At 48.5% G+C, this 21,486-nt stretch carries 18 protein-coding genes, 1 pseudogene and 1 riboswitch; of the genes and pseudogenes, 2 read left to right on the top strand and 17 right to left on the bottom strand.

What is annotated here, in order from left to right; all coding sequences use genetic code 11:
• Positions 1–12: 12 nt before the first annotated feature.
• The 3 genes from yfmT to E8L90_RS01450 form a co-directional block, all read right to left on the bottom strand.
• Entirely contained in the window at positions 13–1,470 is a 1,458-nt protein-coding gene (gene yfmT / locus E8L90_RS01460; protein WP_137027687.1) for a benzaldehyde dehydrogenase, read from the bottom strand.
• Between the two features lie 85 nt (positions 1,471–1,555).
• Positions 1,556–1,641: riboswitch (cyclic di-GMP riboswitch) on the bottom strand.
• 174 nt (positions 1,642–1,815) lie between these two features.
• Positions 1,816–2,751: a methyl-accepting chemotaxis protein gene (locus E8L90_RS01455; protein WP_137027686.1), complete on the bottom strand. Its 936-nt coding sequence runs from the start codon at positions 2,749–2,751 to the stop codon at positions 1,816–1,818.
• A 24-nt stretch (positions 2,752–2,775) separates the two neighbouring features.
• On the bottom strand, positions 2,776–3,531 hold the full coding sequence (locus E8L90_RS01450; RefSeq protein WP_137027685.1) for a hypothetical protein: 756 nt from the start codon (positions 3,529–3,531) through the stop codon (positions 2,776–2,778).
• 85 nt (positions 3,532–3,616) lie between these two features.
• Here E8L90_RS01450 and E8L90_RS01445 point away from each other — a divergent pair, with 85 nt between their 5' ends.
• The gene (locus E8L90_RS01445) at positions 3,617–5,029 is read left to right on the top strand and encodes an RsmF rRNA methyltransferase first C-terminal domain-containing protein (RefSeq protein ID WP_137027684.1); all 1,413 of its coding nucleotides are present in this window, start codon (positions 3,617–3,619) and stop codon (positions 5,027–5,029) included.
• A 66-nt stretch (positions 5,030–5,095) separates the two neighbouring features.
• Here the strand turns inward: E8L90_RS01445 and E8L90_RS01440 are convergent, their stop codons facing one another.
• From E8L90_RS01440 to E8L90_RS01380, 13 genes are all read right to left on the bottom strand, one after another.
• Positions 5,096–5,341, bottom strand: coding sequence for a hypothetical protein (locus E8L90_RS01440; RefSeq protein WP_137027683.1), 246 nt, complete (start codon positions 5,339–5,341; stop codon positions 5,096–5,098).
• A 152-nt stretch (positions 5,342–5,493) separates the two neighbouring features.
• A complete protein-coding gene (locus E8L90_RS01435; RefSeq protein WP_137027682.1) occupies positions 5,494–6,132 on the bottom strand; it encodes a LysE family translocator in 639 nt (212 codons plus the stop codon).
• Positions 6,133–6,137: 5 nt separating this feature from the next.
• Positions 6,138–6,572, bottom strand: a complete 435-nt coding sequence (locus E8L90_RS01430) for an Lrp/AsnC family transcriptional regulator (RefSeq protein ID WP_137027681.1) — start codon at positions 6,570–6,572, stop codon at positions 6,138–6,140.
• A gap of 191 nt (positions 6,573–6,763) precedes the next feature.
• Positions 6,764–7,924 carry an MFS transporter gene (locus tag E8L90_RS01425; protein WP_137027680.1) on the bottom strand — a complete coding sequence of 387 codons (1,161 nt, stop codon included), beginning with the start codon at positions 7,922–7,924 and terminating at the stop codon, positions 6,764–6,766.
• A 7-nt stretch (positions 7,925–7,931) separates the two neighbouring features.
• Complete coding sequence (locus E8L90_RS01420) at positions 7,932–8,750, bottom strand: MerR family transcriptional regulator (protein WP_137033224.1); 819 nt, start codon at positions 8,748–8,750, stop codon at positions 7,932–7,934.
• A 147-nt stretch (positions 8,751–8,897) separates the two neighbouring features.
• The gene (locus tag E8L90_RS01415; RefSeq protein ID WP_137027679.1) at positions 8,898–10,379 is read right to left on the bottom strand and encodes a DEAD/DEAH box helicase; all 1,482 of its coding nucleotides are present in this window, start codon (positions 10,377–10,379) and stop codon (positions 8,898–8,900) included.
• A 285-nt stretch (positions 10,380–10,664) separates the two neighbouring features.
• Entirely contained in the window at positions 10,665–11,741 is a 1,077-nt protein-coding gene (locus tag E8L90_RS01410) for a M42 family metallopeptidase (protein ID WP_137027678.1), read from the bottom strand.
• Between the two features lie 141 nt (positions 11,742–11,882).
• Complete coding sequence (locus E8L90_RS01405) at positions 11,883–13,184, bottom strand: MFS transporter (protein WP_137027677.1); 1,302 nt, start codon at positions 13,182–13,184, stop codon at positions 11,883–11,885.
• 74 nt (positions 13,185–13,258) lie between these two features.
• On the bottom strand, positions 13,259–13,861 hold the full coding sequence (locus E8L90_RS01400; RefSeq protein ID WP_137027676.1) for a TetR/AcrR family transcriptional regulator: 603 nt from the start codon (positions 13,859–13,861) through the stop codon (positions 13,259–13,261).
• A 150-nt stretch (positions 13,862–14,011) separates the two neighbouring features.
• Positions 14,012–15,448, bottom strand: a complete 1,437-nt coding sequence (gene pepV, locus E8L90_RS01395; RefSeq protein WP_137027675.1) for a dipeptidase PepV — start codon at positions 15,446–15,448, stop codon at positions 14,012–14,014.
• A complete protein-coding gene (locus E8L90_RS01390; RefSeq protein WP_137027674.1) occupies positions 15,435–16,166 on the bottom strand; it encodes a GTP pyrophosphokinase in 732 nt (243 codons plus the stop codon). Before E8L90_RS01390 ends, pepV begins: the two co-directional genes overlap by 14 nt.
• 133 nt (positions 16,167–16,299) lie before the next feature.
• Positions 16,300–18,381 (bottom strand): methyl-accepting chemotaxis protein, encoded by a 2,082-nt coding sequence (locus tag E8L90_RS01385; RefSeq protein WP_137027673.1) that lies wholly within the window; start codon positions 18,379–18,381, stop codon positions 16,300–16,302.
• Between the two features lie 122 nt (positions 18,382–18,503).
• Complete coding sequence (locus E8L90_RS01380) at positions 18,504–18,977, bottom strand: N-acetyltransferase (protein ID WP_137027672.1); 474 nt, start codon at positions 18,975–18,977, stop codon at positions 18,504–18,506.
• A gap of 201 nt (positions 18,978–19,178) precedes the next feature.
• Here E8L90_RS01380 and E8L90_RS01375 point away from each other — a divergent pair, with 201 nt between their 5' ends.
• Positions 19,179–19,772 (top strand): TetR/AcrR family transcriptional regulator, encoded by a 594-nt coding sequence (locus E8L90_RS01375; protein ID WP_137027671.1) that lies wholly within the window; start codon positions 19,179–19,181, stop codon positions 19,770–19,772.
• A 38-nt stretch (positions 19,773–19,810) separates the two neighbouring features.
• Here the strand turns inward: E8L90_RS01375 and E8L90_RS01370 are convergent.
• Positions 19,811–21,486: pseudogene (locus E8L90_RS01370) on the bottom strand (peptide ABC transporter substrate-binding protein).

Raw genomic sequence — 21,486 nt, 5'->3', positions numbered from 1 at the left:
ATTTTGATGGCATTAGTACGGAAATTGGCGCTTTTTGTGCTGAACCGAAATCCATTTTAGCGTAGTAAACTCTTCTAGGCTCCATTGACCATTTAAGCGTCCCAATCCGGAATGCTTTTCACCGCCGAACGCCACAATTGGCTCGTCATTGATCGTTCCATCGTTGATATGAATCATGCCCGTCTCAATGCGCTTGGCCATCTGGGCACCTCTCTCCAGATCGCGGGTATGAATCGCCCCGGACAATCCAAATGGTGTCTCGTTCGCCATGCGAATCGCTTCTTCCTCGGAAGCAAACGACATGATGCAAACAGCCGGACCAAACAGTTCTTTGGATGCAATGGACATGTCTGTGGTCACACCTGTCAAAACAATCGGCTCGACCACGTTTCCTTTTACTTCCCCTTTCAGTGCAGGAACGGCTCCTTCGCGAATCGCTTCATCGATCGTTGCCATCAGGTTGGCGACTTGCCGTTGATTGATGAGTGGACCGATTACCGTGTCTGGATCATTTGGGTCGCCTACCTTGAGTCCAGATACTTTTTCCACATACAGATCGAGGAATTTATCGTAAACATCTTGGTGAACCAGAACCCGGTTAGCCGACATGCAAATCTGACCTTGGTGGGTAAAGCGGCTGAATACTGCTGCATTGACGGCATACGTAAGATCCGCATCCTCCAAAACAATCAGGGCACTATTGCCGCCTAGCTCCAAAATCGCCTTCTTGAAATGCTTCGCTGCCACTTGCGCGATATGACTTCCTACTTGGCTCGAGCCTGTAAACGAAAGGATGCGTGGAATGGGGTGGGAGACAAAACCATCACCAATTTCAGCAATATCCGTTACAACGACGTTGATCAAGCCTTTGGGCAGACCTACTTCTTCAAAAATTTTCGCGATGAGAGTCCCACCCGTGATTGGCGTGTGCTCATGCGGTTTGAGGACGACACCGTTGCCCGCGCCAAGAGCTGGAGCTACGGACTTCATCGACAGATAGAACGGGAAGTTGAACGGACTGATGACGCCGACAACTCCTGCGGGAATCCGATACAAGCGATTTTCCTTTCCGTCTACGGGAGAAGGGAGAATTTTTCCTTCCATGCGTACCGGGAACGTAGCCGCCTCACGAATAATATCCTTCACAAGCCCGATCTCAAAAAATGCCTTCAGTCGGGTTCCACCTAGTTCACGAATGATGATCTGAATGATTTCTTCTTCATGCTCTTCGATATAGCGAACAGCACGCTCCAACATTCGGGATTTGGTATAAGCATTCACTTCATCCCACTCTTTTTTCGCGTTGGCTGCCGCCTTGTAAGCCGCGTCGATATCCTCCAGATTTGCCATTTTAAACTCTGCGATGACTTCCCCGTTGTAAGGGTTGATATCTTGCAATGTCTTCGCGCCCAGTCCGTCGCGCCACTCCCCATTGATATACTGCTTGTCCAGTGTTTGAAGGATTGACATGCTACAACCTCTCCCTTTTGTAAAATAAATAGGCCCCTTTCGCATGAAAGGAGCCGTAAAACTAAAACAGTAAAATACACTGCTCGTTGGCAACCCGGCTGCCATCGTAACGTGTACATTAGGCCCGTGGCTTTGCGTCCCCACTTTTCAATGGGTTTGCCCATTCATAGCGAATGCTGATAGGATTTTGTCGAAAAAAGGAAGTATATGGAGAATCTTACTTCGATTATAGTACGTTATTCTTAATAGTCAAACCGAAATATGTAGAATTTTGGTGAAAAAGTGGAGAAATACCAAAAAGTCCGCATCGCTTGGATACGGACTCCTGATTCGTTTACCTTATGATCACAATAACTTTTTGACATCCTTTACGCTCGTCGCGAGCATTTGCTCTACCGCGTTGGCGTCCCTCACGTGCTTGGTCATTCCTTCATTCAGCTCATCCAGCAAGCCCTTTGCATCACTTACCTGCTGGGACACATCGTCAGCAAATCGCTTTTGATGCGCGATAATTTCCATCACACCCGACACTTCGACGTTCAGTGCCTGGAAAGCGTTCACGATCTGATCTGTCTTCCCCGCAGCATCCTTGCTGATGGAAAGTCCATTTTTGATCGCACTGCTGCTTTTTTCACTGTTGGACAATGCTTCTTTTGTTTCTTCCTGAATCTTGCCAATCAATTCTGCAATCGTCTTGGTCGAGTTCGCTGTCATCTCGGCCAGCTTCCGTACTTCATCCGCTACGACAGCAAAACCGCGGCCTTGTTCACCGGCACGTGCCGCTTCTATCGCTGCATTCAACGCGAGAAGGTTGGTCTGATTCGCAATGTCGCTGATCACCTTGACGATACTCGTAATTTCTGAAGAGCGCTCTTCCAAGCGGCTCATGGACTTGGATGTATGGACCGATTCTTTGTCGAGCAGGCTCATGACTTCTACAACGTCCGTCATAGCCTTCTTGCCTTCATCTGCACGCGCTACGGATTGTTTACAGATGTCTGTCAGGCGCTCTCCTCGAACCGACAACTGGCTCGCAGATTCATCATCCCGCTCGTTAATGGCCTGGATATTATCTACGACACCCTTCATCCTCATCACCAATCGCACCATTTGATCAGATTCGGCGTTCATCGCTTGGTTCGAAGTGAGGATCGCGCCCATCTGTTCGTAAAGACCGCGAAGCTCATGCTTCCAAGCGTCTTGCTGTCCTGTCTTTGTGGTTGTGGCTGTCGTCGCTGCTGTCTCTTTTTCTGCTAGGGCTTTGTCTTTTTTCCAAAACATCCGCTTCCCTCTCCTTTGTACCCATCAATTGTCACTTCGGCGGCTATATACGCGGGACTCGATTATTCCCGGATGTTGTTTCGCCAAGCTCAGCAAGTTTTCCAAGAAATAATAGTGACCCTCCAAGAGCTCCACGTCTTTACGCTCAAAATGCTTCACCTGCAAATACTGCTGCATTTCCAAAGCATAGCGCTCCAGTTTATCGTGAAAATCGTTGGCGCGAAGCATTTGCTCCACTTCTGGATATTCTGTTTTCAGGCGACTCAACTCGCTGTATACACGCCCGCCCTCCAGAATCATCTGGTAGGCCGTACGCTCAAGCGTAGCTGTCGTAGCTGCCTCCTGCTCCTCACGCTCCTCGCGCAAAGCTGCCAAGTACGTGATAAAATGGTAGACAGTTAAAAACAATGGTCCTAAAAATAGAATGATCCCTGCCTTGTACACATGCTGATTGGACAAATTGCTGATGAGCAGGAACAAGTGAAACAAGATCGCACCCAACCATACATAGATGATGATTTGGTGATTGATCTTCCCTGCCTTTTGGTGGCGTGAAAAGGCAAAGGTAAGTCCGAGCAGATAGAAGGCAAGCAATGTAAAGCTGGCAGAAAACAAAGCCATCTCCATATCGACCAGCCAATCTGCGTCGGCGGGTATTTCGATAAAGAATTCAAAAGCGAGCACCAGCAGTGAGAACAGCAACCCCATGATCCAAAACCGGCTTACTTCCGAGTCATTCCTCCGCCGGGAGCGGTAGCGTTTTGCACGGGATCCTTCCATAATGCTCTCACCTCATTCTCTATGATTCGCCATGATTCTATCTTTTCCTTTCACATGGGGCCAAAAACTGACATCGGAGGCTGTTATGACAAAAAAATTACCAACACCATTTACCGAGCGCATGCAAACCTTGCTCGGACACGATTATGAGGCATTCGTTTCCTCATATGATCAGCCTGTGACACATGGCTTGCGGGTCAATCCGTTGAAGGTGGGTCGTGACGATTTTTTGAAAATCTCGCCGTTTGCTGTAGAAGCAGTCCCTTGGTGCGTAAACGGTTTTCGCTACAAAGAGCCAGATCGTCCCGGCAAGCATCCTTTTCACTCCGCTGGCCTGTACTATTTGCAGGAGCCAAGCGCGATGTCCGCTGCCGAAGCACTCGGTGCACAACCTGGTGAGCGAATCCTCGACCTGTGTGCAGCACCAGGGGGGAAATCGACGCAGCTTGCAGCGTTTTTGCGTGGACAAGGAATGCTTGTGGCAAACGAAATCCATCCTGTTCGGGCAAAAGCCTTGTCAGAAAATCTGGAGCGCTGCGGCGTGACCAATGCCGTCGTGACCAACGAAACGCCAGAACGCTTACAGGAGCGATTTCCCCTGTTTTTTGACCGAATCTTAGTAGACGCTCCATGCTCTGGCGAAGGAATGTTTCGCAAGCTTCCCGAAGCAATCGAAGACTGGAGCCCTGCAAAAGTAACGGAGTGCCATGTCATGCAAGGTGATATTCTCGAGGCGGCCGCTGCTATGCTGAAGCCAGGCGGGACGTTGGTCTACTCCACCTGCACATTTGCTCCGTTGGAAAATGAGCAGTCACTGGTTAACTTCCTCGGCCGTCACAAAGAATTTGAGATCGTCTCGCTACCACATGCAGATTGCTTTTCTACTGGTCAACCCGAGTGGGCATCGCCGCAAAACGAGCAGCTCGCCCAGACAGCCAGATTGTGGCCGCATCGTCTACAAGGAGAAGGGCATTATCTCGCCAAGCTGCAAAAGAGCAAGACCGCTGACGTTCATGAACCTTCCGGGAAGCGTAAAGAAAAGCGTGCGGCAAAATCGGCTCCAGCAGGTCGAAAAGAAGCCCTGGCAGTCTGGCGTACGTTCGCGGACGAAGCACTCCCGGCGCTCTCCAATCCATTCGATGATGAATCTGCTTTTCTTTTATTTGGCGAGCAGCTTTACTACTCACCTGCTCCCGAGCTCGACTGGGACAAGCTCAAGGTCACGCGCGTCGGTCTACACCTAGGAACCGTTAAAAAGAACAGATTTGAACCTGCGCACGCCTTGGCACACTCTCTCTCTTCTGCGGAGGCAGCCCGTGTCGCGTCGTATGGCGCGGACGATCCTGAACTGTTGCGGTACTTAAAAGGAGAAGCGCTCACGCGTGATGGTGCAAGTGGCTGGACGCTGGTTACAGTAGATGGATTCTCCATCGGTTGGGGCAAGCAATCTGAGGGGCAACTCAAAAATCATTATCCAAAAGGATTACGCTGGTTGTAGATTAGCATCAAAAATAAAAAAGCTCACAAGGCCATTCGTGACTGCTTGTGGGCTTTTCTCTTTTTCTTATGATCGCCCTCTGCGGGGCGGACTGTCTACTACCGTCAACGAGCCATTTCTTATATAACGTAATATTTTTGAAACAGATATCCCTGTGGCATTGGCAATTTGCATCGCATTCGAATTCGGATAGCTTCTCACGTAATTGCGAATCATCTGGTAGTCTTGTATTTCGTTTTCTCCGCAAACCTGGCAACTGTACTCTCCCCGGCCCATCGGACTGCCGCATTTCAAGCACGTATCCGTCGTCATCACTGGTTCTCCTCACACCCTGTACTATGGTACTTTCACAAGAAAGGGTTCTATCTTCCTATCTATTACCCAAATCCCATGGGAGGAAAACACTATTTTCGATCGCAATACCTGTATTCGATTAAAATTCGATGCAGTCATTCCGAACTCCTTTAATAAGGCCAGTATGGAGACATCAAACAGCTTTTTGCGTAAAGGACAATCGCAAACCCAATGAGAAAGACACCACTGAGCCCATGAAAGACGTTGAGCCACCCCGGGCGAAAAAATCGAGCCAAATACGCGGCCAACAAAGCTACCAGTCCCAGGAACAATATAGTCGATAACAGACAGCCTGTAGCAAACAAGAACAACTCTGTTGATTGAACAAAAGTGTCAGATGCCAACAGGGAGCCAAATACTCCCGCCCAAAACAGAACGGTTAGAGGATTCGCGAGCGTCAGAAGCACACCGTGCCAAAAGCTACTTCGACCCGTTGGAGCATGCGGGGCTGGCGCTTCTTCATGTACTCCTCTGCCTTTTATGGCACGCAAGGTTTGAATCCCAAACCAAGTCAAGATCAGGGCTCCCACCATCAAAACCATCTGTTTGACCCAAGGGATTTGGAACAGCAGCGAAAGTCCCCCGATCGCCCCTACCATATAAACCGCATCTACGAGCGCAACACCCAGTACCATCATGAGTGCATCCCGCAATCGTCCAGTTATCGAGCGATGCAACACCGCTAGACAAACTGGACCAACCGATAGCTGGAGCATCATCCCGAATAATAGACCGTTCCAGATCGCCATCAGGCTCACATCTCCTCTTTCATGGAAGACAGGACGATCATCGTATTCGTCTTGCTTACCCCTTCTACTTGCTTCAGTGTTTCAGAGATGAATCGTTCCAGATCAGCAGTCCCTTTTACGGCAACCTTCAATACATAATCGTAAGCTCCCGCGATATGATGGCATTCTAGCACACAGTCTGCCTGCATGACCGTTTCACGGAAGCCAGCGATATGCTCCGTTTTCTCGATCTGCACCATCACAAATGCAATCAGGTGAAGCCCTAGCTGTTCCCGATCCAGCTTCACCGTGAATTGCCTGATGAGTCCTGTATCCTCCAGCTTGCGTATTCGCTCCGAGACCGCAGGCACGGACAAATGAACCTGTTTGCTGATGTCTGAGCTGGTGATTCGGGCATTTTCCCGCAATATGCGGAGGATTTGTTCATCAATCCGGTCCATAGTCATGCACCTCCTTTTTATCATGATTATACCAATTTATTCAGAATAAAAAGGGATTTGGCATTATTACCGTATTTTTTAAAGAGTTTGTACAGTTTAACTTTCGTTTTTTCTGCCATGCGAATTATCTTGGGACGTTTTTCTAAAATATTGCTGCCGAGAGAGGCGAGAAGGCATCATACGCCATCTTCCTACGCTGATAGCTGCTCTTTCTTAAAAGAAAATAAGCGGATCGCGAGCAACAGTGACAGCAACGCAATAACAAATCCGGACCAGCCTAGATGCTCCACAGAGGAGTTGCTGATCACCAGTCCCCCAACCCATGATCCCAAAGCGAAGCCGAATTGAATAAAGGATGTATTGATGCTAAGCGCGATGTCCGGCGAATGGGGCACCTGGGTAACCAGATATAGCTGTTGGGCCGGAGACGTTGCCCAAGTGGCGAGCATCCACAGCATGATGATCACGATATGGGCAATGATCACTCCATCCATGACCGAAAGCAAAAGCAGCATACTCGCCTGAAGGGAGAGTCCAAAATAAATCGTAAATTTCGGCCCCTTGCGATCTGCAATAACCCCTCCCATTTTTGACCCCATAAAACTGCAAATGCCTGCTAGAAACAGAATCCCGGAAATCTCGGATGCCGAAAGCTCTGCCCGGGTTAGCAGGAAAGGTGCAATATAGGTAAACAATGTTGAATAAGCGCCGATGTACAACAGCGTGATAACAACCGCGGTCAGAATCCTTTTATTTTTTATTACAGTCAGCTGTGCCCGCGGCGTTACAGCCTCCTGCGCTTTTATAGGCGGGACTTTTTTATAAATGACAAGCAATGGAACCAAGCCCAGCAGTCCAATAAAAATAAACAGCAGTCTCCAGCCAATCCCTTCACTTAAAAAAGTGCCAACTGGAAGGCCAAGTACAAGCGAGCTGCTCAATCCCATTAAAATGATGCCGATTGCTCGACCACGATTGCCCTCTTCAACTAGCCGTGTAGATACCGCCATCGCAACAACAGTAGCAACTCCTCCAGTGAGTCCTTGGATCATGCGTGTAACCAGCATCATTTCAAAAGAAGGACTCACATACACCAGCCAGTTGCTCAACATAAAAATGCCAAGCATCATGAGTAATAATTTTTTTCGGTCAAGATGGATCGTAGCAGCGATGACAATGGGAGCCCCTACTCCCGCAGAAAGGGCAAATGCAGTGACAAGCAATCCGGCAGACGACGTCGTGACACCCAGATCAGCTGCCACCGTTTGAATGATGCCGCTTATTAGATACTCCACTGTCCCAATCAAGAAAACTGCCAAAGAGAGAATATAGACAACCCATTTATTTTCCATGCTCATTTTACCCCCTTGATTCAATTGGAATCTGGATTTCTATGAGCTCAACTCCATGTTTTTCTGATATGGGAACATAGATTTCTCTACCAGGCTGCTCGCTTCGAATACAGTAACCATGCTGTTCAATCCACGTAGCCAGATCCAGGCAAGCTGATTCTTTAAAAGTCGAATCTGAACGGAATAGTAGCGTAGCCATTGTCTCGGCAGGCAAGAAGCTTCGTTCCATTTGCTCGGGTAGTTTGACAGATTCCGTTTTAATGGCGTAGCCCACTCCAAGTTCGAAAAGCTGGTCCTTCGTTCCGGTTTCCTTCCATAGCACTGTTTTGGGGCCAGTCAAGGATGATTTCAGGCTGGCATCAAGCATACTGTCGAATATTTGAAACAGCCAAGGAATATCTTCAGCAGCCCCCCGTGCTGAATAGGAAATCAATTGCATGCCATCTACCTGCTTCAGAACGACCTCATGCTCCTTCTCGATCCTTCCCTCCCGTTCAACAATCTGCACCCGTTCTTTAATACGGGCAAGCTTTGACATTTCCATCTCCAGCAAGGATTGGATTTCATTTTCTTTAAGCCTCAGCATGCCCCGAATTTGTTCGGCTGGTATATTCTCGTGAAGCAATTGCGCAATCTGCTGCAAGGAGAACCCCAATTCCTTGAAGATGACAATTCGATTGATTTGCAGAAGTTGTTCGGCACAGTAATATCGATACCCGCTCGTATCATCGATTTTTGCTGGTTTTAGAATTCCAATCTGATCATAATAACGCAACGTTTGCAGCGGAATTCGACTCAGTCGGGAAAACTCGCTGATTTTGAACAATTCCACACCTTCTCTCCCATTACTTCGATCCGAGTATAAACCTTCTAGTCGGGTATAAAGTCAAGAACTTCCTTTCATATACCAAAAGCGTTTCTACAAAAAAAAAACGCCCAGATCCTTTTCGAATCTGGGCAGCCTCTTCATTTCTTATCTTCCTCTTGATTTCCCGGCAGATTGACTAAACGGTTTTCCGCCCTTCGCAGAGCGTGCTGCTCCACCTTTTCCCGCTTTTTTGGCATCGCCTGGCTTCACGGATTTACCCGCTTTACGTGCCGCAATCGCTTCTGCCTTCTTACGGTTTTTCTCGTACTGCGTTTGCATTTCACCCAGTTCACGCGCCATCTTCTTTTTGTAGCCTGGTTTTACCTTTGTCTTTTTCTTCAAGGCTTCACGTACAGGAGAAAACTCTTTGTCTTTTTCCTTCTGTTGCTCTTTCGCCTGTTGTGCACGCAGTTCAATGAAATGAGCTTCCCGTTCTTCCGCACGTTGACGGCGCCCCTCATCCAGATGGCGACCTACCTGCAAAATTCTTTCCTCGATCGATGCCTTCGTGGCTTTGGCAAAACGCCCCATCAAATTCTTCTGACGAGGAGAAATGAGGGAGATGGCTTTTCCTTTTTGTCCCGCACGACCCGTACGTCCAACGCGGTGAATGTAGCTGTCCACGTCATTCGGCAAATCGTAGTTGATGACATGTGTTACGCCTTCTACGTCGAGTCCACGAGCCGCGATATCAGTCGCGATCAAGTATTGGAAACGAATCTCGCGGAATTGCTTCATCAGTTGTTCCCGCTTGTTTTGGGACAAATCACCGTACAGTGCTTTCGCAGAGAGGCCATTTTCCTGCAATCGAGCCGTAAGCTGCTGTACACGTACTTGCGTATTGGCAAACACGATGGTCAAGAACGGCTGCTCTTGCTCCAGCACATCGACGAGAGCGTCCGTCTTATCGCTTTGGTTCACGACATAGTAAAATTGTTCAATGCGCTCAACAGTCTTCTGCTTGCCCTCGATCTTGATATGCGGTGGCTGCTTCATGAAGCGGTGCGCCAGTCTTTTCACCAAATCAGGCATCGTAGCAGAGAACAACAGCACCTGACGCTGGGAAGGCGTGTGGACGATTACTTGCTCCACATCTTCCAAGAAGCCCATTTCCATCATTTTATCTGCTTCATCCAGCACTAATGTGGAGATGCGTCCGAAATGGAGCGATCCGCGCTTCATATGATCCAGCACGCGCCCTGGTGTTCCGACTACAACATGAACGGTTTCTTTCAGTTTGCTCAGTTGCCTGTCGATATCCGTTCCACCGTGTAGAGACAGCACATTTACATTCAGGTGCTTACCCAGTTTTTCTACTTCTTTGGCAATCTGAATGGAAAGCTCACGTGTCGGAGTGAGGATGAGCGCTTGAATATCGCGTTTTCCCTCTTCCAATGCGTTGAGGATCGGCAGCATGAAGGCAGCTGTTTTTCCCGTCCCTGTCTGAGCTTGTCCGATAAGATCTTTGCCTTCCATAATGAGAGGAATAGCTTCCTCTTGAATTTGTGTCGGTTCTTTATAATACAGGTCTTGAATCCCTTGCATCAGCTCCGGACGAAAACCAAAAGACGCAAACGATTTTGCCATAACTTCCACTTCCTTTCACAAGCGAACCGATTCGCCACACCATGACTGCATGGACAGTGGATGCGATAAAACCGGTTCTCATCAATCAAAATTCATCCTAGGCAGGTTGTTGCCCTTGCGAAATCCTATCCTATCTATACTAAAGGAGTACTCTCGAAAAAACAACTAAACCGTTCAACTCCCGGGTATTTTTCTCCGAGGCTCGTGATCACAAAACCTCTCCATCCTCACAAAAAACACCCTCTCCATCGCATTCATACATGCATGGAGAGGGTTTCGCCTACCTCATCTATCGAGCAGGTGTTGAACCGTTTCCTTATCGAGCTTCCTTATGACAGCTGTCAGCAGCTGGGCAGCCTGCTCGAAATCACTTTTTGCCATAATCGCATTATGGCTGTGAATATACCGCGTCGCAAAGCCGACAACAATCGACGGGCAGCCAATGCCGCTTGTATGGAATTTCGCCGCGTCTGTTCCGCCTCCTGCGAGTGCATCCACCTGGATATTGATGCCGAGCTCCTCTGCTGTGTCGAATACGAGATCGCGCAATCCGGTATGCGGAATCATCGTGGCATCAAATAACATGACGAGCGGACCGTCTCCAACATTGCAGGTCATCGGATACGATTCATTTCCAGGCGTGTCATATGCGAGTCCAACATCAACAGCAAAAGCAATATCTGGTTCAACCAGGTTCGCTACTGTGCCAGCACCGCGAGTCCCAACTTCTTCTTGCACGGTTGCACCGGCGTATACCACATTCGGATGCTCTTCGGACTGCAATCGTTTCAGCACCTCGATTGCCAGCGCACACCCCGCTCGATTATCCAGTGCCTTTGCGACCCACAGCTCTCCGTCACGCATCGTCGTAAAATCACTGTCAGGGACAATCCAATCACCAGGTCGAACACCCATTTCCTTCGCACCTGCTTCATCTTTTGCCCCGATGTCAATGTACAAATCCTTGAGCTTCATGACTTTTTCCCGCTCTTCTTTTTCCAGCGCATGTGGTGCCTTTGAACCAATAAGCCCGAGATACTCACCCTTGCGTGTCTTGACCTTCACGCGCTGTGAGAGGATATTGTGCGTCCACCATCCACCGAGCTGGATAAAACGCAAGTACCCTTTTGGCGTGATATGCGTCACCATGAAGCCCACTTCATCCAAATGTCCCGCGAGCAAAATTTTCGGACCGTTTTCTGCTCCCGTCTTCTTCCCGAGTACCCCACCCAACCGATCCTTTACCAGCTCGTCGCTGAGAGGCTGTAAGTACTCCTCCATCTTCACCCTGACTTCGCGCTCGTGCCCAGGTACTCCGTCCGTTTCCGTCAAATCCTTGATCAATTTCGTGAGATCGTCCATCCTTTATCTCCTTTTCGATACTGACGTATACCCTTTTTGATTTCTGGAAACCGCTTACGAAATCCTTTTATTTCCAAGTCCCCTATACCCTATTTGTTATTGTTTCCCCAACCAGTGTCCCGAATGCGCTCGAGTACTTATTCATGCTGTCATATTTGATTGAGTGGCCTTAGTAGCAGTTTCTTGTTCTTGCCCAACCTTTTTCGTAATCCTATGAAATAGCACGAGACAAATCAGTCCCATCCCTACAAAAATTCCGGTGATCGCAACGTTGGGAACCCACGCACTGACAAGAATAAACACACCTGCACTGCTGACTCCCACGATGCTAAACAGAGAATGTACAGCCATATACGTGCTCCGCGCATGATCCGGCACCATACTGGCGAGTAACGCTTGTTTGACCGGAATGTGCATCACTTCACCCAACGTCGCGAAGAACATGACAATGAGCAAGACACCGGGAGAGCTGCTGAAGCTAATCCATGCATACCCGCAAAAATACAGGACCAAGCCAGACAGGAGCACGGTCCGATCTCTCATGCCCTTCAACACGTAGGAGATCAAAACGGTCAAGCAGACAACCAGCAGCGTGTTTTCTGTTTTTAATAGGCCTAACAAGTTCATCCCATCTACCTGAATGGCAAGAAACGAAAATAACTGCTCAGGCTCCGGGATATCTTGCACGAAACGAAGGCCGATGACATTGGTCAATTGCTCCTCTACAGCTACAATGAGCAGATTCGCTATGGTAAACAGTAGAAAAATCCGATGCTTGAGCACTTCTTTATAAGCTCCCATGACATCTGCCATAAAAATCGAATCTTTTTGCCTTTGTTTGCTAGACGCCGAGCGTGCACGTTTTTCTGGCACATACGTTTCCTTGATAAACAGGATCGTAATGGCGAGCGAAATCGCGATGCTTACAGCCACACCGAGAAATAGGGCAAAGTAATGCTTGTCGAACAAAAAAGCACCTACCAATCCTCCTACGGCTACCGCCAGATTATTCAACCAATAGGAAGCCGTAAAAATCGCTCGCCTGTTTTCGGGATGACTCACATCAATGATGAGTGCTTGGTAAGCAGGACCCGACGCCCCCAAACAAAAGTTATGGAACAGAAACAAAATAAATGTCACATAGGGCAGCTGAATCCAGGGCGAGTTGACGGTGGCCACACCAAGAAAACAGAGGAGGATGACCGCCTCGCATCCAACAATGACTTTTTTTCGCCCGATCCTGTCCGCCACATATCCCCCTGCAAAAGAGCCTGCGACATTCGCTGCCATCACGCCTAAAAACATAAAGCCCGTGACCACCGTCCCCAATTGCTTGGAGAAAAAAACAATCAAATACGGAGTCACCGTCATGCTTGCCATCGTCGTCAAAAATTGTAACATCAGTCTAATCTGGATGTTGCTGTCGAACTTCCTAAAACGCATTGTGACCACTCCTCTTTCTCGCAATGATTGATTAATCAATCATTTATATTCCAAAAAAAGACCGATGGAGAATGCTAGCGATTCTTCGGTCCAAAAAGCTGCATGGCAACCGGAACAAATTTTTCCCACATGTTACTTTGTGGCTCATCGGTCAAATTCACACGCAGACCAATTAACAGACTCATGTATGCTGTTGCCACGTATTTGGAATCTTGGACATGCAAAAATCCTTTCTCTTGTCCGTTGACCAAGAGCTCGGCAATTTTCGAACGAAAGAGGTTGTGAAACGCGTCTAGCTCAGAAAAAGAATAGGGAAAGCGATTGTAGTAGCCAACTACTTGTACGACCAGACGCAAGTACGAATCGAACGCAGCGAACATCTTGATGTGATTGGTCACCATTCTCTCTAATTCCAATAATGGCTCAGATGCTCGGGGATCAAAGTCCAGCAGTTTGACGGAATGCTCTTGCAATGGCTCCGTAACAGCTGCATGAAAGAGCTGATCCTTGTTTTCAAAGTACGTGAAAACACTGCCAAAGCTCACTCCCGATGCCTTCGCGACTTTTGCAATGGTGGTATCATCATAGCCGCGCTCGGCAAACAGGAGAATTGCCTGCTGGAGAATCGTTTCCCGCTTTTGCTTCATTTTTAGCACTTGTTCTTCTGAAAGTGGCATACTGTACAGGCTCCTTGCCAATGAATGATTAATCGATCAATCGTTACTTGCATTATAGTACCGGCTTCCAGCATTTGCAAAGATTTTTGTCTCATCTGATTTCCACAAAAACAAAAACGGCTGGCGCTTGTGACCAGCCGTTTGCTATTCTTACTTCGCTAATTCATAGATCGCTTGCGCGTAAATCGCTGTCGCTTTGATCAGATCATCCACGAAAATATATTCATCTCGCTGGTGGGCACTGTCAGGACGACCTGGGAAAAGCGGTCCGAATGCTACCCCAACATCCAGCGATCGGCCGTAGGTAGCGCCGCCAATTGCAATGATGCCAGCTTCCTCGCCCGTTTGTTCCGTATACACGCGTTGCAGTGTCGTCACCAAAGGATGATTCGGATCGACGCGGTGCGGTGTCAGATGCTCTGCCACTTCGAGCGAAAATGCCCCTTCACTGAAGCGTTCAGCAAGAACGGCCGACCATTTTTCGAAGGCAACAGAATGTGGGTAACGGATGTTCAGACGGAAAAGCGCATCCTGCTTTTCGTCATACTCGATCACACCTGTGTTTAGTGTGAGCGCACCCATTTCTTCATCATCATGTGCGATGCCGAGCGCTTCCCCGTAATGCTGCTTGTGCAAATAACGATCAGCCAAGCTTACAAATCCAGCGCCGCGTTCATCCAAGGACAAGGTGCGCAAAAAGTGAATGAGCTCAGTACCTGCGTTGACACCTTTGCTCGGGTCCATTCCGTGAACCGAGACGCCCTCCATATGCAGAACTACGAGGCCGTCCTGCTCCTCTGCCTTGCCTTTCAAGCCAGTGGCGTCCAAGTGCTGACGATAACTTTGTGCAATTGCCTCACTATTCGAGCCGATTGGCGCAAGTGTTGCTACAGCCTTGTCTGGAACCATGTTCATCCGCAAGCCAGCCTGCAAGGAAACGAGCTTTGCCTCCATATTTTCCGCAGCAGGTATTCCAAGGCTTTGGAAGGATGCAAGCGTCTGGCGCAACGACAGATCGGTCAAGCCTTTTTCCGCATAGATCAGCGGGAAGTCTGCATCTGGCGTAAAGCCCATCGTCGGCATTTCTTCCGTTTCAAAATACGTTTTCACACACTGCCAGCTCGACTCTTCATCCGTACCGAAAATAAAGCGCACGCGCTTCGACAGCGGCAATCCCAGCTCCATCACGATCTTCGCCGCGAAAATGGCCGCCATCGTCGGTCCCTTGTCGTCAATCGCACCACGAGCCACCATGCGTCCATCCACGATCTCGGCTGCATACGGTGGCGTACTCCAGCCATCGCCTTCCGGTACGACATCGACATGGCTCAGAATGCCGATCAATTCCTCACCTTGTCCGAATTCAGCGTGCCCGGCATACCCCCGGACATCCTTTGTTGTCATGCCTGCTTTTTCACACACGCCTAGCGCAAAATCAAGCGCTTGCCGAATCCCTTCTCCAAAAGGAGCCCCTTCGCGTGCTGTTTCGGGGTCCAATACGCTTTTCATTTGCAAAAATTGTTGGGTCGTCGCAATCAGTTCATCCTTGCGTTTATTTGTTTCCTCCAGCCAATTAACGCTTGTCATTCTCTTCTCCAGTCCCCTCATTCATACTTCCTTCGTCCATTGCCGCATCGATGTCGAGATCCAGCTCAACCAACGATAACAATGACTCCATCGGCACTTCTTTTTTCGTAAATTCTGCTTGGGCGTCTTTAATTTCGTCCCGGATGTTGTTCATTTCACTATCCAGCTTGTAAGATGCCTTGGCAGCCTCGAACAATCTTTGCCGTATATCGGATGGAATAATTCCCTCGTATTTATAATTCAGCGAGTGCTCAATCGTCGCCCAAAAATTCATTCCCAATGTGCGAATCTGAATTTCTACCGGAATGGTCACTTGACCACCCGCCATCATGATTGGATACTCCACAGCCAGGTGATAGCCGCGATAGCCGCTTTCTTTTGGGGTAGAGACATAATCCTTCTCCAAATACACACGCATGTCTCCCCGGTTACGGATCATCTCTACAACTGCAGGTATATCATCAATAAACTGACAAATGACGCGGATCCCCGCGATATCGCGAATTTCCCAGCAGATATTCTCATCAATCGGAAACTGCAAGCGGTTTGCCTTGTTGTAAATACTCGGGATCGATTTGACCCTGCCCACCGCAAACTCAATCGGTGAATGCTCCTTGCGTTTGCGCAGCTCGTTACGGATATTTTTAATTTTGACTTTGATTTCTTCTACAGCTTGTTCGAACGGTAGCAGATATAGTTCCCAATCTAGTTTGTGCACGCTTACGTCCCTCCGGCTTGAAACTCTCCATCGTCCTTATCATTCAACATTTTGTGTGAGATATCCTTCCAAAATACAAAAAGAGACGGGAGAAAAGGCAGTTTTCACTGGCTTTTACTCCGTCCCTCTTTTCTTAATTTTCACGCGAAACAAAGGTTGCAAGGGAGCTCCTCAGCTCTTCTGCTAGAATAGCCAACTGATTGGCAGCAGCTGCGATGAGCTCCATCGCTGCACTCTGCTCCTCTACCGCAGCCGAGATGCTTTGGACACCAGCAGCCGCTTGCATCGATGCGGACGATACTTCCCCAGCGACTACAGCTACCTGCTGGGCATCTGGCGCCATACGCTTGAAGGCTTCACTGACACCGTTGATTTCTTGCGACACCCCGAGGATGTTTTCCTCGATGTGCTGGAACATCTCTTGCGATTGGTGTGCTGTCTTCATGCCACGGGCGGTCGTTTGGGCACCCTCGACCATTCTGGATACTGCTTCCTTCGTATCCTTTTGTACGTCTCCAATCATGCCTACGATCTGCTGGGCAGCACTGTTGGTGTCTTCTGCCAACTTGCGCACTTCTCCTGCGACGACGGCAAATCCCTTGCCATGCTCTCCTGCTCTGGCTGCTTCGATCGCAGCATTCAAGGCGAGCAGATTGGTCTGTCGGGCAATCTCTGTAATGACAGAGATAATTCTCGAAATGTCCTTCGAGCGCCCTTCCAATACGTAAATGACATCCGTTGCAGCTTCTACCGAACGATTGATTTCGTCCATGCTGTCCATCACATCTGCGATCGCGCGTCTGCCTGCGTGTGCATGCTGCTTCATTTCTTCCGCAGATACGGTCACCCGTTCCACATTTTCCGTTACGACCGCCACATCTTTCGTCAAATCAACAGCCAGATTCAAGGTTTGTCCCATTTTTTCCACCTGACTGTCAGCGGATGCAGCCACTTGATCGACGACGAGTACAATTTGTTGACTGGAAGCGGCAATCTCACTGGTGTTTCCCTGAATATTTCGCACCGCCCCGGAAACGGAAGCAGCTGCCTGCTGAATCTGAAACAAAATCTTGCGCAGTTGCTTCTGCATCGTAACGAGAGATCCGGCCAGTTCTCCTAATTCATCTTTTCGTCTTAATAGCTTGTCAGGAATCTCCCGCGAAAAATCACCATGCCCGATCCGCTCTGCGACAGCAAGCATGCCGCGAAACGAGCGGCGAAGCCAATTTGCTGTAAATAACGAGATGATGACGATGAGCACGAGTACCGCACCATTAAAGGCAATCATGGCATCCCGAATGCGGGTTGGGCCCTCCAGTATTTCGGTCATATTCATCTCTGCCAATATCGCCCACGTCTTCTTCCCTACTTTGACCTGATCGTAGGACACAAGCACTTGCTGTCCTACGTAATCCATGCTTTCGACCGTTCCTTCGGATTGTTGGGTGAGCAAGACTTGATCGACAATCGGCGTATCTACTTTTTGCTGCAACAACGTATTTGGTCCACTGCCCAGTTGCGATCTCATGAGCTTGTCCGGACCGCCAACTAAGTAAATCTTCCCGGTTTCCCCCAGCCCTTCCCGTTGGTTGAATATTCTTGAAATATAATCCATCGAGACTTCGACTGCTATTTGCCCGATGATGTAGCCTCGTTCGTAGATCGGCGCTGTAATGTATACCCCTGGCGCCCCTCCAGATGGTTCGTAAATGCCTAGATCTGACATTTCTGCGCTTTGGGTTTTCTGGACTTGCTGCACAGTCTGACCAAGTACAGAGTCAGCGTGTGGGCCTGTCAGGAGATTGGTACCAAAATCAGCCTGCGGCTTTGTCTCGTACACAATGTCCCCTTGTGCATTCAACAGAAAGGCATTTACGAAGCCGTAGCGAGCGACCTCCATCTTCAATTCGTTTGTATACCGCGCTTGTACTTCTTCATAAGCAGGCGATTCCAGGCCTTGCCGCCACGCGTCCTCAAACAAAGAAAGGGCAGACATTACCGTTCCCGATGCAGCCAACGTATCCACGTTCCTGGCTCGCTCGCGAAAGTAATTTTCCACCTGTTCCTTGTTGCTGTGACGCAGCGCTTCCAGTGTAGCGGCACTTCCATTCAACAATTCCTGCTTGGATTCTTGATAAGCAAAAACTCCCGCTGCCGTCAGCGGTACACTTCCTGCCAATAGTAGTACGAGCAAGATACGAGCGCCTAACTTCATGGAAAAGCCCCCTATTTTTTCCAGTATCTTTTTCTGATATACTAATAGAATATTATTTATATTTCTACTATTCATATGAATATAGTACCAGAAAAGGAAAAAGGAAGGCTAGACCAAATGTATCAGGCTGTTTCGAAAATCATAGCAATCTCGTCGCACATCGGAAGCTTGGAGCAGTTAATGCAATCCTTCCAAGCCTTTTGCGGCAGTGTTTCTTTGGCAACCAACCAAAATCCGCACTTTTCAAAAAACACCTGTTGATAGGTCAGGGCCAGTACACGCTTAATTCCCAGAAGGCGGCATTGCTCAACCAAATGAAGAACTAGATGTTTCCCAACGCCCATCCCCTTCGCTTTTTCCGAGATAGCCAAGGAGCGGATCTCAGCCAGATCCTCCCATAAAATATGTAGGCCTGCGACACCTACGACCGAATCTCCATCATGAGCGACAATAAAGGATTGCAAGTTTTCTAAGAAAGACAGCTTCGTACGTGGCAGCATCAAGCCTTGTTGTGCATATTCATTAACGATCTCCAACATGGCATCCACGTCTTTCATCGTAGCCTGACGTACTGCCAGTGCTTTTGCAACACCCATTTTACTCTCCTCCACTCCATGCATTTCGAGCCTGGTATGATTTAATATTTATTCATTATAGTATATAAATATACATTCGTACTGCGCAGAAGTCTATCCTTTTTTCACCTAATTTATGCTTAATTGTATGAACGATTCTTTTGTTAGATAACGGTTGTGTTATAATCAAGCGTACGAGTTCTTAAGGAGGTGCTACATAACTTGACGACGAGACGGGAACGGAAAAAGCGCGAAACACGCGAAAAAATCTTCAATTCTGCCATCAAGCTTTTCAAAACGCACGGCTTTGAAGCAACCACAATCGACATGATTTCCGAAGAAGCGGATGTTGCACGCGGTACGATCTTTCTGCATTTCACTTCAAAAGAAGCCATTCTCGCTAACTGGGGATATGAGCGTCTGCATGAAATAGAGGAGCGTCGGGAAGAGTGGGACTATGGTAACGACTGCAAGTCGAAGGTGCTGCGAATCTACAAGATCATGAATGAAGTCACCATCACCAATTTCGATTTCATCAAAGTCGTCGTAGAATCCTCGATGAAACATCGAAAAGTACTTGAGAACGAAAAGAACATGTACTTTGAATTGCGCCAACTGTTCGCTGACCTGATTGAAGAAGCGCAAGAAAAAAATCAATTGAAAAGCAAATTCAACCCCCTGGTCGCTGCGAATATGTTGGAAAACATTTACTATAACGCTCTTTATGATTGGGTACGCAGCGAAGGCGCCTGGGCACTCGAAGAAATCATGGAAGAGAAGGTCTCTATCGTATTCGAAGGGCTGGTCGTGGAATAATCCGACTGACCAGCCCTTCGAATGTGACTATTTATGATTTATTCGAAATAGGCCCATTTGTACTGCGCGTTTCCTAGACCTGAAATGACTACGCCTTTCAACTTGGGGTTCTGCGCATACACCGTAGACTTGAAGTAAAACGGAATGACTGGCATTTCGTCCACCAAGATTTTCTCAGCCTCTTGCAAGATCGCTTTTCGTTTGGCAGCATCCTTCTCTTTGGCAGAAGCCGCCAATAGATCGGCATATTGACGATTCTCCCAACGAGTATGGTTGTTGCCTTCCTTCGTTCGGAATATTTCTAGGAAGTTGATCGGATCGTTGAAATCCCCCGTCCACCCCATCCGCGCTACTTGGTACTTCCCGTTTTTCACGTTTTCATAGTAGACATTCCATTCCTGATTCTCCAGCTTGACATGCACACCCAAGTTTTTTTGCCACATGTCCTGTACGGCTTGCGCGATTTTGGTCTGTGCTTCCTCCGTATTATAGGATAGAGTAATCGGCGGGAGCTGGTCGATGCTGGCATACCCTTCTTCCTTCATGCCTTCCGCCAATAGCTGCTTGGCTTTTTCCAGGTCGTTGTCTGTAAACAAGCCTTGCTCGTTCTCAGCAAACATCGTAGGCGGCACTACGGCTGTCGCAACCAGTTCCCCTCCTTGTGTGATGTTTTCCACGATGTCTTTCCGGTTGATCGCGTATGAAAAGGCTTGGCGAATTTTTTTGTTGTGGAAAGGCTTTTGCTCTGTGTTGAATTCATACCAGTACGTCCCGGCTTTTGGGGTGATCACCAACAATCCTTTATCCTTCAAGGTCGGCATCGCATCGAGCGGAAGATTGCCAGCCGGGGCACCTGCCCAATCGAGATCGCCGCTCTCCAGCATGGACAGCTCTGTATTCGCGTCATTGATCATATTCATTCGATTTTGGTCAGCTTGACAGCGTCTGCTTCCCAATAATGCTCGTTTTTCGTAAGCGTTAGCTTGTTTTTATGCTCCCACGCAGCGAGTTTGAACGGTCCATTCGAGGTGTAGGCTGGTCCTGCTTCCTTCGCCCAGTCCGGATTGTCTTTCACCACTTTGGTATTTAGCGGAAAGTAGCTGTAAAAAGCCGTCAGCTCCAGAAAAAACGGCGTCGGGTTTTCCAGTTGGACGACCAGTGTCTTGTCATCTGTTGCCTTGACCCCGACCTCTTCGGGCTTCGCTTTGCCAGCAAAGGCCGCCTCTGCATTTTTCACATAAAACAGCTGGTAGGCATACTGGGAGCCGTTTTTGGAATCGAGTGCCCATTTCCAGGCGTTTTCAAAATCGTGCGCAGTTACAGGATCGCCGTTCGACCACTTCGCATTGTCACGAATCGTAAAGGTGTACGTCAACAAATCGTCTGATGCCTTGATTTCCTGGGCCATGGCAGGCTGTGGAACGCCCTTGTCGTCAATGCGAGTCAGTCCCTCAAACGTCTGAAAAATAACATTGGATGACCAAACATCCGAAATGAGTCCGGGATGAAGAGAGAGCGGTTCTGTAAAGTTATTCAGTCTGAGTATTTGTTCGGGTTGCCCAGATGCATTAGCAGGTGTAGCTTCTGCCGTTGGTTGTGTGGCAGGTTTTGCTGCTTCCTGTGGTTGTCCGCATGCAGCAAGCGCTAAAGCCAAACCTGCTGCGAAAAAAGCTTTTCCTGTTTTTTGCCACCATCGGTTTATGGAACGTCGCAT

Origin of the sequence: Brevibacillus antibioticus (assembly GCF_005217615.1) — a bacterium.
GTDB lineage: Bacteria > Bacillota > Bacilli > Brevibacillales > Brevibacillaceae > Brevibacillus > Brevibacillus antibioticus.
Note: the sequence above shows the minus strand (reverse complement) of the source record. Positions and strands in the feature narration are given on the sequence as shown.